This window comes from Prosthecobacter fusiformis, from assembly GCF_004364345.1.
Lineage (GTDB): Bacteria > Verrucomicrobiota > Verrucomicrobiia > Verrucomicrobiales > Verrucomicrobiaceae > Prosthecobacter > Prosthecobacter fusiformis.
This window is the reverse complement of the sequence record NZ_SOCA01000006.1, coordinates 45,707-60,848: the sequence shown is the minus strand read 5'-3', so window position 1 is coordinate 60,848 and position 15,142 is coordinate 45,707. Positions and strand designations below refer to the sequence as shown.

The window sequence follows — 15,142 nt, the reverse complement described above, 5'->3', positions numbered from 1 at the left end:
GGCAGGGGGCCGAATCGGCCTATTTGACCCTTGGGTCAGCGAGGCGTTTTTGCAAGACTGTTTGCAACTGGGCGCGCTCTGCCTGGCTGATGGACGCGGTCTGAGTCCAGGTGTGGAATTGTTCCAAGGTGGCGGGCTTGAGTTCATTCCGCCTAGCCAGTTGCAGGCGGGTTGCACGCCCCATGGGGCTGGGAAGTTGCTGGGTCCAGGCGAGCGGGGTGGTCACCGGGACTTGGTGATCTATCCAGACCCGACAGAAGTTGCTGGCTCGTTTGGCGACGTCGGGGCCCATCTTTGGCAGGTCGAGCTTGAGGATCTCGGCGGCATTGGCGTCTATGTTGCCCAGCTTGTTGTATTGGAGTTCACTCAGCATCTGCAAGGCGGCGAGCTGCCAATCACCGCGGGAGTGCTTTTGCAGATAGGCGTAGGCTTCCTGCGGACGACCGGCAAATTTGACCATGGCGATCTGGCCGAGCGCATCTGCATAGGCTGTAGGATCGGTGATTTGCTGGATGAAGCGGGTGGACTGCTCCATGTCATTCTGTGCGGAAAATTGCTTCACCGCATGGGACATGGCTTCGTCATATTCCCTCCCACTCAGCCCCTCGCTAAGGATGAGTTCCAGCGCGGTCTGGGGATCCACCGCCGCGAGCCGTCTGCTCAAAGCCAGGGCCATCTCCTGACGCGATTTGCCAGCAGGCTGCTGCTTTAACCATTGGGCAGCGGCGGGCGCATCCGCGAAGGGCAGATTCCGCAGCACCTCCTTGGCTGCCTCCACTTGGTCAACGACTGTGGTGGACTCCATGATCCTTTGAAGCCTGGCAGACAGCCCCTCGGTGCTCCGGCTATAGAGGGCAGCCAGGGCGATGTCCTGTGCTACCGGCGGTGTGCCTGCCATCATGGCCACTAGCGTGGTGTCATCAGGCAGTGGGGACAGGGCGCTGAGCACATGACGCATGCTGGCCAGGTCTTTCAGCCTGGCGGTGTATTGCAGGGCTGCTTCAGGATCCGCCACGGCCCAGCCTTTAAAAACACTGATTTTGTAGTTGCCCATCCCTGCCTTTTCACAATCTGCGGCTAGGCCGAGAGCCACCCTGTAATCCACATCTGCCTGGCCATAAGCGGCGCGCATGAGGGTGACGGCCCCGACACTGATGTGGGGATCGGCCGAAGTGGCCAATCCTTGAAGGAAAGGGGTAATGGTCTGAAGCGAGAGGCCTGAGTCCAGCACCTGTCGCATCGCCCGGGCAACGATGGCGCTTTTACCCGCGCCGAGTCTGCTGCCGAACGCTGCCCAGTCCAGACGTTCACCACTGCGCAGCATCGCCAAGTCGACGAGAAAACCGTCGTTGCCGCCGGTGCCAAGGCGCGCAATCAACGAAGATGGATTGTCTAACCACTCGAGTGCCAGCGCAGCCTCCTTTTGCATGGACTCTTTCTTCAGATTGCTGATCCACTCCCGAAGTGTGTCCGGCTGGAATTGCCCCGCCTCCAGAGCGTAGAGCAACTGCTTGCGCATGCCGAGGCCGCCGTCCGGCTGGGAAGCCACCCAATTGAGAGCGGCCAGCGGATTTTCATTGCTCCAGGCCATCAAATAGTTGTCGAACATGTCGGTGCGGTTTTCCAGCACCGCGAAGGTATCCCGCCAAGGGGCGACGCTGGCGTCCATGCCCTGGGCGATGAGTTTGTCAAAGCCGGCACGGGACAGTCCGACGCCCATTTGCTGTAGCAGGGCGTAGCGTGCGTCGGGATCGCTTTCCAGCAGCACTTGTTTTTTGCGTTCCTCCAAGGCCATCGCACTGGTGAACTCAAAACGGGCCTCCCAGGTTCCCTTCTTGGCCACTCCAACTGACATTTTGTTAGGTGAACCTCGGTCGGCAGCCACCGCTCCTGCGGCTGAGGAGTTGCGCCTATCACTCCCATGTGATCCAGAGGTGGTCAAATGGTAGCCTACAGCGGCGACTGTGAGCGTACAGGTCATGACAGCCGTGGTGAGCAGAACTTTGGATGTGAGCAGTGCCGCCACCAAAGAAGTACTGGCCGGTGCTGCCACCATGGCGGTGACTAATGCCGTGCCGCCTGCCATGGAGGCGGATGCTGCATGTGCCGGCAACAAAGCGGCCAGGGCTACCGCGCTGACTGCGACGTGACGCCTGGTGAAAAACTGCCGCAATGCTTCAAGGGCGGCTCCTAGCTCGCGGCTGACGACGCTTTCTGAACAACCCAAAGCGGCGGCGGCAGAGCGCTGCGTGCGGTTTTGAAAATAGCACTGCACGACCAAGTCGCGCTGACGAGGAGGCAGTGTGAGCATAGCCTCGTCAAGATGTGGCTCGATCTCAGTCCATGGATTGGGTTGGGCATCGGGTATCATTTGATTCATGAGCTCTATGGAATTTTCGCGAGCACGGCGGCGAATCGCAGCACGCTGGTGGTTCAAGGCGGTGCGACAGGCGGCATGATAGAGCCAGCCCGCCAAGGGTGTGGAGGGAGGCAGCGATGAAGCTTTTTTTATCAGCAGCATAAAGGTCTCCTGCGCCGCATCCTCTGCCAGCCCCTCATCCCGCAGCACCCGGAGGCAGGCGCTCTTCACCAGGGAGCCATGCTGTGCTACAATCTTTTCACAGGCCGCTGCGGTCTTGCCCGCACCCAGCATGGCGAGCTCTTCATCAATGGGGTGGGTGGGCATCGCATTCATGGTGTTCACCCATAAGTGTCCGGTCGCGGCGAAAACTTGCATGAAATGTTGCCGTATTCTTAAATCGCCCAGTGAATGCCGGGGGTGACACACGGACTTCACCATGAGGGGGCCTTCTAAGATCAGGAATGCTCTCAAAAAATGCAGCTTGGGCAGTGAATAAGAATATGTGAAAGCAGGAAAAGTTAAAAAATTAGCGTTAACGCTTGCCTAACCGATTTCATTTCGTTAAAAATATAACGAAATGAGTGATCCTAACAATTTATCACGTCGCGAAAGGCAGATCATGGATGTGCTGCACGCGGCGGGGAGTGCGACGGTGGCGCGGGTGCAGGTGGAACTGCCGGACCCACCGACAGATATGGCGGTGAGGCGGATGATGCACATTTTGGAGGAAAAGGGACATGCAAAGCGGCTGGGCAAGGAGGGGCGTGAGGTGGTGTATGCACCTGCGCAATCCAAGGCGCGTGCGGGTCTGAAAGCGCTGAGGCATGTGCTGGACACGTTTTTCGGCGGGGCGATGGATGAGGCGTTGGCGGCACACCTGACCGGTAAAAATGCGGCACTGACGGATGAGCAGGCGATGCGGCTACAGCAACTCATCGAGGAGGCGCGGAAGGAGGGGCGCTGAGGAATCTAGAAACGAAAGACTAACCTGAAGGATGCATTTATGACCTCGATCTCACTCTGGCTGGAATCTCTGAATCATGTGGCGGTGAAAGGCACTCTGGTCTTGGGGCTGGCTTTAATGGCAGGGCTGGGTCTGCGGAGGGTTTCGGCTGCGCGGCGCTATCCATTGTGGATGATGGCAGTTCTTTCCACGCTGGCATTGCCGGTGGCGGTGTTTTTTCTCCCAGCGTGGCAGGTGCTGCCGACAATGATGCGGTCTGGGGAATTTCCTCAGAATAGGGCGGCTACGAACCGCGTGCCGCAACCCCGACAGAAGGTAACGGTGTTGCCGAGAGAGGGAGGGGATAGTAAAGCGAATACGCCCATCCAGGTAGAGCTGGAGACGACCGTGGTATCCCCTGCCCCGGCGATGCCTTTTTCCTGGGTGCAACTGCAACCGCTGGTAGGGATGGTCTGGCTAGGGGTGTTTGGAATACTGATGGCAAGGACAGGGTACGGAGCGTGGCGGCTGAGAACACTGGCCGCAAAATGCCAGGCGCGTAGCGAAGGTGAAGCGGCTTCAGTATCCTCAATGATGGCGAAAATCGCGATGGAACTGGGGATACAAAGACAACCACGCCTTTTGTTAGGGGAAAAAGATGCGGTGCCAATGGTGTGGGGTGTCTTTCGTCCGCATCTGCTACTGCCAGTAGGGGCAGCCGAGTGGCCTGCTGACAAGCTGCGCGCGGTGCTGCTGCATGAGCTGGCACATTTAAAGAGACGGGATCCTCTGGCACTATGGGCAGGGCAGATCATGCTGGCGGTTCATTGGTTCAATCCACTGGCCTGGCTGACACTGGGACGAATGCGGGCGGACCAGGAACAGGCCTGTGATGACACGGTACTGCGCCATGGCATCCGGGCGAGTGATTATGCTCAGCATCTCCTGGACCTGAGCCGCCATGCGAAGATGGGTACGGGACTGAGCTTGTGTGCGCTGGCGATGGCGAGACCGGGGCCGGTGGAAGGAAGGGTGGAGGCCGTTTTGGATGGAGGCAAAGATCGAGAGGCTGCGGCCCCAGGATGGTCCATGCTATGGGCGGGACTCGCTCTGGTGACGGCACTGCCACTGGCAATGCTACAAGCTGCGCCTGGCGAACCTATGGATGAAGGCCAAGACGTCTCCAACTGGACTCCACTGATGCCCCAGGAAAAGTGGCCGATGAAGCTCAGCCCGGAGGATGAGCGCCGGTGGCGTGCACTGAAGGTTGGTGGGGATCTGGCCGAACTGCCGCAGACGGCACGGGATGTGGAAAGTGGCTTGGCGGGGACCGGATTTCCGCGGGCGATGCGGGTGAGCTTTACCGCGCCGAAGGAATCCGTGAGGGCTGGCTGATGAGCTGCCCTGCCGGTTGGAATGTGATGGGGCGGCCCTGGCCAAGTAAAATCTGGCTGATGAAATCTCCTGATGACTGGTCAGAAAAACAGACGTTGGAATGGCAGATGAAAATGCAGGAAATGGGACAGGCTAACGCCGAGGAGCGCGCAAAGCGTGCCCAGGGAACAGTAGCGGCAGCATCTGCACCGGCTAGCCCCATCGTCGTCAACAATCTGTCCGACCTGCCGCCTTTGAAGGATGGCAGCACTCATTATTTTCGATTCCATTCAACCCGGCTCCCTTCGAGCCGATTGCCCTCCTCATGCTCGGCGACTGTCATGGTCCAAAACGATGACACCGTGAAGGTGGAGATTACCGGATCGAAGGACCGCATCTTTATCGCGGACTGATGGCGAGCTCTGGCAAGATGACGGGGGCAACTGGGGGGACGGATTCCTGGCCGCCTTTGAGGAGATCAAAGACGGTGACGATGCCTAACAAACGATAATCTGGATCCACAACGATGGCCTTGCTGACGCCGGTGCGCATGAGGGTCTGGACCAGCTCTGGCACGGGCATGTCTGAACGGACGCAGAAGGGCTTGGTGAGGGGGAGGTCCTTGAGAAGATCCTGGCTGGTGAGGCCGTGATTTTTCAGCCAGTCATAGGCGATGGAGCGGCGAAGGAGGCCAATGACCTTGCCATCCTCCGTCACCGGATAGGTGCTGTGAGGATGAGCCTGAAATTCAGCGATGGCGTCCTGCACCGTCTGCCCGGCCTGAAGCGAGGTGACGGACTTGGTCATGACATCCGCAGCGATGGACAGGCGGGTGGTCTCTGACATGGCGGCGACAGTCTGCTGGATTTCCTCCGGCAGATGATACTGCTGGGCGGTGGCGCGGAAGAGGCTGTCCAGGGAGCCGATGCTTTTCACCAATGTTTTGAAAGTACCGCCGTCAATGGCGACGAGTTCGCTGGGTTCTTTGGCGGTGGCATCGAAGCGCCAGATGCCATCGCCTAACAAGGCACGTTCACCAAAGTGCTCTCCAGCAACAGCGGCCTTGACGAGGTGGCCGTTGGCATCGGTGATCTCGACACAGCCTTTTTTGACGGCGTAAAGGGACTGGGCAGGCTCGCCGGAGCGGAAGAGGGAATCGCCTTTTTCCAAGTGCATCTCACCGAGGGGTGAGGAGAAGCTGGGGGTGAGAAGATTGATATCGCGAGGGAAAAACATCTCGAAGGTCCACTCCGCCATGACGCGGAGTTTGCGGTCCATCCCGGGGAGCTTCATGAGGTAAATGCTGCGCCACATGAACCAGGCCAGGAGGCCTGAAAAACGCAGGCCAAAAACCATAGCGACGGCCTTGCGGTGACCGATGGTGGCGAGCTCTCCCAGACCGGTGAACTTGAAGGGTTTCAAGGGTTTTCCCTGGATGCAGGCGACGATGTTGGTGCCGATGATCGCGCCCTGGCGCATGGCAAACTGGGCGGTCTCCGGACAGAAGCCGCCATCGGCTTTGGGAAAAGCAGCGCAATCCCCTGCTGCCCATACTTTTTCCACACCCTTCACCTGCCCGGTGGGGTCCACGACTACTTTGCCGCGCTCCAGAGGAACGGCACCTGCGGCTCCGAGTGCTTGCAGGATGGGATGAGGGGCATTGCCGACGGTACAGACAACGAGGTTTGAGATGATGGTGCTGCCATCATTGAGCTGAACGGTGCGGGCGGTGACGGCGCGGACACGTTTGTTAAAGATGAGATTAACGCCCATTTTTTCCAGGCAGCGGCGGGTGTAATCCCCGAGACCGGGACCGAGCATGCTGAGCAAACGCTCGCCACTATGGACGAGGGTGACGCTGGGCTCATCCGCGCGGATGTTGTCATAATAACGGAGTACACCGGCGATGAGATCCTGGATCTGGCCTGCGGTTTCCACCCCGGAATAACCGCCACCAACGACAACAAAGGAGAGCATTTCTTTGCGCTGCTGATGCTTGGTGATGAGATTGGCCTCCTCCATGCGGCTGATGATGGCGGCGCGGAGTTTCATCGCGTCACCGACGGTGCGCATGAGGTAGGCATGCTCTGACATGCCAGGGATGCGGCTGAGGTCCACGCCGGCTCCGGGGGAGAGCATGAGGTGATCGAAAGTGACGGTGACGTTGGGGGTGAAGCGCCCGCCGTCCAGGGTCATGATGCGGTTTTCCAGATCCAGGCTGGTGACGGAGGCCTTTAAGACATCGGCTTCCTCACAGATCATGCGGATGGGATTCACCACATGCTGGGGTGAAAGGGAGCCGCCGACGACTTCTGGCAGCATGGGCTGGAAGACCATGTGGTTCTCGCTGGCGATGATGCCGACGCGCATGGATTTAATGCCGCGAAGCTTTTTCAGGACCTGCTGTGCACAGTAAACGCCAGCAAATCCTCCGCCGATGATGGCAATGTCAAAATGTCGGGTGGGAGCTTCGTGCATGGTCGGGCGGTGGCTGAAGGTAGCCATCAACGCATGCAGCGGGCCAGGATTGGGGGAAAGTGGGGGCGTATACGGATTAGGAATCTCCGTCACCCGTTTTCCCGTGACCTCAATCAAAAGGGTTCACCACTGGCGTTCCCGTATGGCGGAAGTCATTCACATTCCGAGTCGCCACCGTCAGTCCGTGAGCAAGGGCGGAGGCTGCAATGAGACTGTCTTTGACCGGCATAGCACGGCCTTTCTTTTTGAGCTCCGCCAGGAGGCGCGCCCATTGGGCTGCGCAATTGGCGTCAAAGTCCAGATTTTGAATACGACTCACACCTGCACGAAACCAGGCTTCCAACCGACTGCGCCGTCGGCTGGGATTGAGAAGCAGAATGCCATACTCGATTTCGCCCAAGACGATGGGGTTTACCACCAAGTCACGTTCGTGTTTCCTCAGCCAGGTGATCACGGCCAGACTGGGCTCGGGTTTAGTCGGCTCGCTCAACACATTGGCATCCACAATGAACTTCATAGCGTGTCGGTAGATTCAGATTCAACTTCCGTGAACCAGCCTTTGTCTGGACATGAGAGCAGCCAATCCACCAAACCTTCGTTTTCAGAGACCTGCCTTTTAAGCAAGTATTGGCCTTCCTCAACACGCTCAATATCAAACTGCTGCCCCGGTTGAATATGGTCCAGCTCGCGTAATTGTGCCGGGAGAACCACCTGTCCTTTACTGGAAACTACAGTTGTCATGTGGGTAAGATGTGATCTTACCCTCAGGATGTCAATGCATCTCCTACTTCCCACGCGCCAGCCAGACGCCGAGGACGGCGATGACCATGCCGACGAGGGATAGGCCGGTGAGAGTTTCGCCAAAGATGGCCCAGGCCATGAGGGCGGTGACGGCGGGGACGGTGTAAAAGAGGCTGGCCACATTCACGGCGGTGCCGCTGCGGATGAGGTGGTTTAAAAGACTGATGGCACCGATGGATAGCACGAGAGCCACCCAGAGAAGAGCGAAGACAAACTGGCCAGTCCACTGCACCTCGCCAGTCTCGGTGACGAGGGCGAGAATGACGGTCACGACGAGGCTGGCGGCATACTGCACTACGGTGCTGGTGCGGAGATCAAAGGCGGGGCAATGGCGCTTTTGCCATAAGGTCCCGGCGGTGATGCCGATGAGGGCCAGGAGGGCGGGCACAGTGGAGATGAAGGTGAGGCCGCTGCCGGTCTTGTGTGCGACCACAAGCACGGTGCCGATGAAACCAAGAGCCAGCCCGCCCCACTGCCGGGGCATGACACGCTCCCCCAACATCATGCCTGCAAAGGCGGCGGTGAGCAGGGGCTGAAGGGAGACGATGAGGCTGACGATCCCTGCTGGCAGGCCTAACCGCAAGGCGTACACGCAGCCGCTGAGATATAGAGCATGGATGAGAAGACCGGCAAAGATGAGGTGCCCAATCTGGTCTTTTCCCTGCGGCCAGGGGGCACGGGTAAGCAGGGCAATGGGGACCAGCACCACCAGCACGATGATGTAGCGAAAGGTCAGGAAAGTGAACGGCTCAGCATAAGGTACGCCCAGCTTGGAGCCGATGAATCCACTGCTCCACAGCAGGACGAACAGCCAGGGAATAATGGCGGCCCAGCGTGGAAGTCGGGAGGCGGAATTCATTGAGGTTGCGGAGTCAGTCCGGCCAGCCTTTTAAGTTCGGCATCGGTCAGGGCGCGGTCATACACGGCTAGGCCGCCCAGTTGGCCTCCAAAGAAGTTTCCCCAGGTGCCGCCACGATGCACGGCCCCGACGGTGAAATCTGCTCCTTCTTTGCCACCATCATAGAGGCCGTCTGGATATGGGAAGGGATTGTACTGCTCCAGCACATCCAGCTTTCCATTCACATACACGCGGGATTCCTTGCCCGTGTACTGCATGACCAGACAGACCCATTTTTTCATGGGGATCTCCGTGGCTCCGCTGGAGTAGGTGATGCAAAAGTCATCACCCGGCGTGGGGCCGCCGATGGCGGAGACGTGACCGTGGATGCGATTGGCGAGGGGATAACGTTTCATCTCATCCGCCTTGGTGCCGCGAGGGGCATTCAGGAACAGGCAATACTGACGCTTTTTGCGCGTCTCATCCCAGACTCCGGCGATGGCCTGCCAGGAGTCTTTGGCCTGACGTTTCACCCAAGCAACCACGGTGACCTTTGCGTCCTTGCCGTGAATGTCCAGCGCACCCACCTGGGCGCGAGGAATCATGAGCCACTGCCCGCGCTTGATGTCCACAGACCAGGGACCGAAGACGCCATCATCCGTACGCTGGATGGGGCCTTTCATTTCCTGGAGGGAGTAAGGCTCGGAACCTTTAGCGACGCGCGGCTGGCCTGCGGCCTCCTGAAAATCCCAAAAGGCGACGAGTCCCTTCATTTTCAAAACGGTGTCAGCCGAGGCCGGGGTTGCTTTAGAAGTTCCACTCTTGGGAGCTTTTCCGGCAGCTTTCACGACGGCGCGATGCGCGGTTTCCTGAAGGAAGCGCGCATAGTCCACCTCCATGCCTTTGGGGATGTAGCTATTGCCCACTGCGCTTTCATCAAACAGCACTTCATACCAAACGCAGGCACCCAGGTATTCACCAGCGATGCCGGCATGATGGCCATCCATGCCGAGGACTTTTTTTCCATCTTTGCTGGTCTTGGGCACCTTCCAGCTCCAGCCGGCATGCAGAGAGTGCTTTTGGTTAGGCAAGGCAGGATATTTAGCCGTCTTAAAATCAAAACTTGTGTCTGTTTGGTAGCCCCACTTGGCATCCGTATCCGCCTGGTACATAGCATCGCCCACGGGCAGGCGGCGGGCACCCAGCTCCTTTGTCAGGGTCGCATAGGCAGCGCTGAGGCGTCTGTACATTTCCGCTTGGGTCGTGGGACCGTTCACTTCATTGTTAGGCTTGGTGAAACGTGGGTCGTCTTTCCGATACGCCCAGGTCTGATGGACGAGCAGTTTTGCGGAGGGTGCATTCTTTTGGATGATCTCCCAGAGACGGCTCGCATGCGGCTGATAGGTCGCGAAGTCATGGCTCTTGATGCTGGCCTGCTGGATGGTGACGTAGTCCCACTTTTCCGCCTTCAACTGCTGCACCAGGCTGCGGCCATTGGTGTAGAGACCGGCCTTGTCCTTAGGGTCCTTGGCGTGGGCGATGGCTTTTTCCGAGTGCAGTTCAAGCGATGCGCCGCCGACCACGATGGGTGTGTGGATGAGAGTATGCCCGCCAGCCTTGGCCAGGTCATCCAGGTGATTGGTGGCATTGCGGGAAAAGCTGTTGCCGATGGTCAGAATGCGGACCGTTTTTGGCTCGGCGGCCAGCCCGCACGCTTGTGCGAGGAGGACGAACGTGAGGGTGGCGAAGAGAAAAGGGGTCCGTGCAGTCCCTGCGCGGGGACGCTGGGGCAAAAAGGAGGAAAGGCCCACAGAGCTTCGACGGCAGGTTGGATCTTTTGAGGATTCAGGGGCTTCGGAACGGCTTTCCGCACAGGGGACTGTGCGGGCCACTTTTGCCAGTGGGTATAAAGGACTCATGGTTGGGACGCGGAACCTCGGGAGAATCGCCATGAAATCAAGAGGCGCAGGCTCCGCCATCGGGCACGATCAAAAAGGCAACGACTGGAGGGCAAAACCGACGGCCCTTTTCAATTCCTCACGGCAGGCTCCATTGGAGGCCTGAATGGAAAGGCCATTCAGGATGATGACCAGATGCCGGGCAAGGTCTTCGGCATTCACTGAAGAAGGCAGATCCCCTTCCTGGATGCCACGCTCAAATCGCTCGGCCATTTTTTTCTGGGTGGCGACTCTTCGCGCCCGGACATTTTCCACCACGGATGCAGTCTCCTTGCTCCCGCAAAGCACGCCCTGGATGCCCATGCAGCCGCGCGGCAGGTCGGGGTCTGCAAACAAGCTTACTGCATCGGCAAAAAGCTTCTCGATGACTTTTTTGACGGTGGGTTCGTTTAGCGAATCAAGCACGTAGGCAACGGGACCGGCGGAGTAGCGGTCCATGACTTTCACGAAGAGAGCTTCCTTGTTGCCAAAGGTGGCATACAGGCTGGGGCGGTTGATGCCCATGGCCTCGGTCAGGTCCGAGAGAGAGGTGCCTTCATAGCCCTGCTTCCAAAAAACCTGCATGGCTTTTTCCAGGGCCTCCTCGGGGTCGAAACAACGCGGACGACCGACGCATGGGGGTGATAAATCTTTTTTCATACTGATCGGTAAATTATTCATTGACGTCTGTTTGTCCAGTGTTATCACTTTCATACCGAACGATACAAAACCGTTTGCAACACCTCAAATAGACACCCTCATGAAACTCAAAAACAAAGTCGCCGTCGTCACAGGAGCCTCTAAAGGAATCGGGGCGGACATCGCCAAACACTTCGCCGCTGAGGGAGCCTCAGTCGTCGTCAACTATGCCTCCAGCAAAGTCGGTGCGGACAAGGTGGTGGACGAAATCACTCTCAAGGGCGGCAAGGCCATCGCCGTGCAGGGAGATGTCTCGAAAAAGGCCGACATTGAGCGCCTCTTTTCTGAAACCCAAAAGGCCTACGGCAAGGTGGACATTTTGGTGAACAATGCAGGGATCTATGAATTCGCGCCTTTGGAAGAAGTGACGGAGGAGCATTACCATAAGCAGTTTAATCTGAATGTCCTCGGCCTCATCCTGACGACCCAGGAAGCGGTGAAATTGATCGGCCCGGAGGGTGGCAGCATCATTAACATCAGCTCTGGAGTCACCACGCTGGCAGTCCCCAATTCGGTCGTCTATTCAGCCACCAAAGGGGCCGTGGATACCGCGACACGTGTGCTGGCCAAAGAGCTAGGTGCCCGAAAAATCCGGGTCAACGCCATCAATCCGGGCATGGTGGAAACGGAAGGGGTGCATTCTGCTGGCATTTCCGAGAGCGAATTGCGCAGAGATCTGGAAAAGCAGACGCCCCTGGGCCGCATCGGCCAGACGCAAGACATCGCCCCGGCAGCCGTTTTCCTGGCCTCCAGCGATTCTTCATGGATAACCGGAGAGAGCTTCTTGATCACCGGCGGTCTCCGCTAATACTTAATCCTCAACCCATACACTCAACTCATTATGAAAGTACTCTACACAACCCAGGCCACCGCGACCGGAGGCCGTGAAGGCAAAGCCGCCACTGCCGATGGCACCCTCTCCGTCACCCTTTCCACCCCGAAGGAACTCGGTGGAGGAGGCGGCTCCGGCACCAATCCTGAGCAGCTTTTTGCCGCTGGTTATTCAGCTTGTTTCCTCGGCGCGCTGAAGTTCGTCGCAGGCAAGGGCGGGATCGCTGTTCCTGCTGATGCGACGGTCACCGGCCAGGTGGGCATCGGTCCCCGCGATGACGGGGAAGGCTTTGGTCTCGAAGTCTCCCTGACGATCCACGTTCCAGGCCTGGAAAAAAGTGTGGTCGAAGACTTGGTGCAGAAGGCGCACATCGTGTGTCCTTACTCGAATGCGACACGCGGGAACATTCCGGTGACGCTGACTGTGGCCTGAGGCCATTGCCAGATCATCCGATGACCGAGATGGGTCTCATGGGACGAATGCGTCTCGTGGGACCCATTCTGTTTTTGGGGGGCGTGGGGGGAAGATCAATGCGCCAGAGCATTCGTCCACCTGCTGGCGCAGGCGACTACGGAGGGGGCGCCTCAATGGCACCCGCAACCGGTACCGCAGGAGCCGCTGGAGGAGGAGGAACTGCTTCCGGCGCTGCTGCCACCCATGACGCCGGTGCCACCCATGACGCCGGTGCCACCCATGACGCCGGTGCCGCCGATGGGGACACGGCGCACTGGCTGGCCGCTATCGGGATGTTGGGTCAGTGCATTGTCCTTCATGCTCTGGCGGATTTCAAAACGCTTGGGCAAGTCGCCTTCAAACTGAGGAATGGTTTCGTAAACGTAAGTGGGCATGGGGGAAAGACGAGAGGTGGCAGGTCGGGTGCAACTTTCGGCCAATTATACGATGAGCAAGCCGGAAATGAGCCCTGTACGAGACGCAAACAGAAAGCGGCACCCCGGTGAAGGGGCGCCGCTAAGAGAACCGAAGGCGAGATGAACGGTTAAGCGGACTGCTCGTCAATCCGAAGAACGCGGTAACCACCGATGGTCTTGAAGTAGATCAGCAGGCCGAGGTAAATGACCGCCATCGTGGTTGGCAGGATGGAGTCAATCTTGAGGGTCTTGCGGTCGCCAGCTTGGTTGGCATCCACGACGGCCTTCTGGGACTCGCTGCCCGTCCCAGCTTTGACGGCCGTCTTGGCTTCTTCCAGCTTCGTACCGTCCACAGGTGTGGCCTTCATGCCGAAGAACGAAGATGGCGTGGCTGATTTCATCTCCGCGTAAGCAGCAGGATTTTTGGACTCAAGCTCCTTGGCGGTGAAGTAGTCCTTGGAAAATCCAAGGCCAGGACCGCCAATCATGCCGACGGAGAGCATGCCAACGCCGCCCATGATGGACATGGCGACGGCACCGGAGCGAGGGAACCGGTCACCTACAATTGCCAGCATCGTAGGCCAGAAGAAGGTCTTGCCGACCGCGTAGATACCCAGAGCGATCATTGCCATCGTAAAGGTCTGCATGCCGCTAGCGAGTTGGAGACCAATAATGGCCAGAATGGAGCACACGAGGAGAAGTCCGACCGGGGATAGCTTGAGCTTGGTCTCAATCCAGTGGGCGCAGAAGCGCAGCGCAAACATGATGGTGCAGGTCCAGATAAAAAGGGTCTTTCCCTTTTCTTCGTCGAACAGGTTTTTCGTAATGCGCTCAATCCAGCTATCAGTTCCCAGTTCCAGGGATCCGAGGATAAGATGTGTCAGGAACAACACGAACAGCAAAACTGACCCGATGGCGAACCGGGTGATGACACCAACGGTAATCAGCAGCACGCCACCGAGGACGTAACCGATTGTAGCAGCATTATTGGCCAGCGTCTCTGGCAGCAACGGCTTGATGACATCGCCCAGGAACAGGGACAGCAGGAAGCAGGCGACGACAGCGCCGAGCAGCCCCACGTCCTTAAACATCTCGGAGAAGTTGGCACCTTTGATGGCGGCCTCGGATTTGGGAAAGCTCTGGCCCATGAACATGACTGCATAGGCGACCGTTGGGACGAGGTAGAAGGCCAGCTGCATCTTCCAGCTAAGCCCGAGCTGCGTGCCAAGCAGGTAGCTGGCAAGGGCTCCAATGATCATTCCCAGAGGCCAGGAGGCGTGTAGGATGTTCAGATAATGCGTGCGCTTCTTGGGGAACAGAGTGGCCACCAGCGGATTGGCAACAGCTTCGAGAGTGCCATTGGCGTAAGCGAAGATGAACATGCCCCAATAAAGGCAATTGTAGGCATTGTCTGGAGTGTTTGCCCCGAAGGTGACAACGGCGGAAAGGATGTGTCCCAGGAGGGCAACGGCGACCAGCTTGCCATAACCAAGCTTGTCCACGATCACGCCACCAATGATGATGCCGAAACAGAAGCCGGAGAAACCGGCACCACCAATGGCACCAAGTTGAGTATCGCTGAATCCGTACTGGGCGGCCCACGCGCCCAAAATACCGTTGCGCAGAGCGAAGCCGACGCCGGCGGCGAGGATGGCCATGAATCCGGCCCAGAGGAGCCGGCTGGCGTTAGGTGCGATGCCTTCTGATTTTGCTGACATGTGTTTGTTGGTACAGGTTAGGTTGCGGTTGGTGGATGTGAAACGAGAGTGCTTGAACGTCGGAATGGGGGAAGTCCTGGCAGAGCGGGGCTTGTTTTATGAGGGGTGATGGGGCCTCACAAGGAAAAAAGTATGCAGATTTGCATCCAGGCATGGCCATTTCAGGCCCGGCGGTCTCAAGTTCGCGAAATAGTGTGGGAAAACGAAGCTCCGTATGCCCCATCCGGCAATGCCTTCATTTTTATTGCAAGGATTCCTGGATCGCTTGCACTTCAGTCGGACTAAGTGAAA

14 protein-coding genes are annotated in these 15,142 nt (G+C 58.1%); 5 read left to right on the top strand and 9 right to left on the bottom strand.

All coding sequences use genetic code 11. The features are described 5' to 3' along the window. Positions 1-19 precede the first annotated feature (19 nt). Entirely contained in the window at positions 20-2,737 is a 2,718-nt protein-coding gene (locus tag EI77_RS15470) for an RNA polymerase sigma factor (RefSeq protein ID WP_166647287.1), read from the bottom strand. 202 nt (positions 2,738-2,939) lie between these two features. Between EI77_RS15470 and EI77_RS15465 the strand changes: the two genes are divergently transcribed. The 3 genes from EI77_RS15465 to EI77_RS15455 are packed head-to-tail and all read left to right on the top strand — an operon-like array spanning position 2,940 to position 5,092. Then, the gene (locus EI77_RS15465) at positions 2,940-3,326 is read left to right on the top strand and encodes a BlaI/MecI/CopY family transcriptional regulator (protein ID WP_133796198.1); all 387 of its coding nucleotides are present in this window, start codon (positions 2,940-2,942) and stop codon (positions 3,324-3,326) included. A 39-nt stretch (positions 3,327-3,365) separates the two neighbouring features. Then, positions 3,366-4,700, top strand: coding sequence for a M56 family metallopeptidase (locus tag EI77_RS15460; RefSeq protein WP_133796197.1), 1,335 nt, complete (start codon positions 3,366-3,368; stop codon positions 4,698-4,700). Positions 4,701-4,759: 59 nt separating this feature from the next. Continuing rightward, a complete protein-coding gene (locus tag EI77_RS15455; protein WP_133796196.1) occupies positions 4,760-5,092 on the top strand; it encodes a hypothetical protein in 333 nt (110 codons plus the stop codon). Here the strand turns inward: EI77_RS15455 and EI77_RS15450 are convergent. The 6 genes from EI77_RS15450 to EI77_RS15425 form a co-directional block, all read right to left on the bottom strand. Then, positions 5,079-7,157 (bottom strand): FAD-dependent oxidoreductase, encoded by a 2,079-nt coding sequence (locus tag EI77_RS15450; RefSeq protein ID WP_166647286.1) that lies wholly within the window; start codon positions 7,155-7,157, stop codon positions 5,079-5,081. The two genes, EI77_RS15455 and EI77_RS15450, sit on opposite strands and share 14 nt — an antisense overlap. A 109-nt stretch (positions 7,158-7,266) precedes the next feature. Then, the gene (locus EI77_RS15445; RefSeq protein ID WP_133796194.1) at positions 7,267-7,674 is read right to left on the bottom strand and encodes a PIN domain-containing protein; all 408 of its coding nucleotides are present in this window, start codon (positions 7,672-7,674) and stop codon (positions 7,267-7,269) included. Further along, positions 7,671-7,898 (bottom strand): AbrB/MazE/SpoVT family DNA-binding domain-containing protein, encoded by a 228-nt coding sequence (locus EI77_RS15440; RefSeq protein ID WP_133796193.1) that lies wholly within the window; start codon positions 7,896-7,898, stop codon positions 7,671-7,673. The genes EI77_RS15445 and EI77_RS15440 overlap by 4 nt, the downstream gene beginning before the upstream one ends. Before the next feature lie 43 nt (positions 7,899-7,941). Next, the gene (locus EI77_RS15435) at positions 7,942-8,817 is read right to left on the bottom strand and encodes a DMT family transporter (protein ID WP_133796192.1); all 876 of its coding nucleotides are present in this window, start codon (positions 8,815-8,817) and stop codon (positions 7,942-7,944) included. After that, positions 8,814-10,589, bottom strand: a complete 1,776-nt coding sequence (locus EI77_RS23600; RefSeq protein ID WP_208300372.1) for a DUF4886 domain-containing protein — start codon at positions 10,587-10,589, stop codon at positions 8,814-8,816. The genes EI77_RS15435 and EI77_RS23600 overlap by 4 nt, the downstream gene beginning before the upstream one ends. 195 nt (positions 10,590-10,784) lie before the next feature. After that, the gene (locus EI77_RS15425) at positions 10,785-11,393 is read right to left on the bottom strand and encodes a TetR/AcrR family transcriptional regulator (protein ID WP_133796191.1); all 609 of its coding nucleotides are present in this window, start codon (positions 11,391-11,393) and stop codon (positions 10,785-10,787) included. 100 nt (positions 11,394-11,493) lie between these two features. Here EI77_RS15425 and EI77_RS15420 point away from each other — a divergent pair, with 100 nt between their 5' ends. Beyond that, complete coding sequence (locus tag EI77_RS15420; protein ID WP_133796190.1) at positions 11,494-12,240, top strand: SDR family NAD(P)-dependent oxidoreductase; 747 nt, start codon at positions 11,494-11,496, stop codon at positions 12,238-12,240. A gap of 33 nt (positions 12,241-12,273) precedes the next feature. Beyond that, complete coding sequence (locus tag EI77_RS15415; protein WP_133796189.1) at positions 12,274-12,696, top strand: organic hydroperoxide resistance protein; 423 nt, start codon at positions 12,274-12,276, stop codon at positions 12,694-12,696. Between the two features lie 152 nt (positions 12,697-12,848). On the opposite strand, the gene EI77_RS15410 is transcribed toward EI77_RS15415, so the two are convergent. Continuing rightward, on the bottom strand, positions 12,849-13,112 hold the full coding sequence (locus EI77_RS15410; protein WP_133796188.1) for an FmdB family zinc ribbon protein: 264 nt from the start codon (positions 13,110-13,112) through the stop codon (positions 12,849-12,851). Positions 13,113-13,261: 149 nt separating this feature from the next. Beyond that, positions 13,262-14,851 (bottom strand): MFS transporter, encoded by a 1,590-nt coding sequence (locus tag EI77_RS15405; protein WP_133796187.1) that lies wholly within the window; start codon positions 14,849-14,851, stop codon positions 13,262-13,264. Between the last annotated feature and the right edge of the window lie 291 nt (positions 14,852-15,142).

Excerpts from the sequence above, each read along its gene's own strand:
- EI77_RS15460 (WP_133796197.1), top strand. The coding sequence starts at position 3,366 with ATGACCTCGATCTCACTCTGGCTGGAATCTCTGAATCATGTGGCGGTG.
- EI77_RS15420 (WP_133796190.1), top strand. The coding sequence starts at position 11,494 with ATGAAACTCAAAAACAAAGTCGCCGTCGTCACAGGAGCCTCTAAAGGA.
- EI77_RS15450 (WP_166647286.1), bottom strand. The coding sequence starts at position 7,157 with ATGCACGAAGCTCCCACCCGACATTTTGACATTGCCATCATCGGCGGA.
- EI77_RS15425 (WP_133796191.1), bottom strand. The coding sequence starts at position 11,393 with ATGAAAAAAGATTTATCACCCCCATGCGTCGGTCGTCCGCGTTGTTTC.
- EI77_RS15415 (WP_133796189.1), top strand. The coding sequence starts at position 12,274 with ATGAAAGTACTCTACACAACCCAGGCCACCGCGACCGGAGGCCGTGAA.
- EI77_RS15410 (WP_133796188.1), bottom strand. The coding sequence starts at position 13,112 with ATGCCCACTTACGTTTACGAAACCATTCCTCAGTTTGAAGGCGACTTG.
- EI77_RS15470 (WP_166647287.1), bottom strand. The coding sequence starts at position 2,737 with ATGCAAGTTTTCGCCGCGACCGGACACTTATGGGTGAACACCATGAAT.
- EI77_RS15445 (WP_133796194.1), bottom strand. The coding sequence starts at position 7,674 with ATGAAGTTCATTGTGGATGCCAATGTGTTGAGCGAGCCGACTAAACCC.
- EI77_RS15440 (WP_133796193.1), bottom strand. The coding sequence starts at position 7,898 with ATGACAACTGTAGTTTCCAGTAAAGGACAGGTGGTTCTCCCGGCACAA.
- EI77_RS15435 (WP_133796192.1), bottom strand. The coding sequence starts at position 8,817 with ATGAATTCCGCCTCCCGACTTCCACGCTGGGCCGCCATTATTCCCTGG.
- EI77_RS15465 (WP_133796198.1), top strand. The coding sequence starts at position 2,940 with ATGAGTGATCCTAACAATTTATCACGTCGCGAAAGGCAGATCATGGAT.
- EI77_RS15455 (WP_133796196.1), top strand. The coding sequence starts at position 4,760 with ATGAAATCTCCTGATGACTGGTCAGAAAAACAGACGTTGGAATGGCAG.
- EI77_RS15405 (WP_133796187.1), bottom strand. The coding sequence starts at position 14,851 with ATGTCAGCAAAATCAGAAGGCATCGCACCTAACGCCAGCCGGCTCCTC.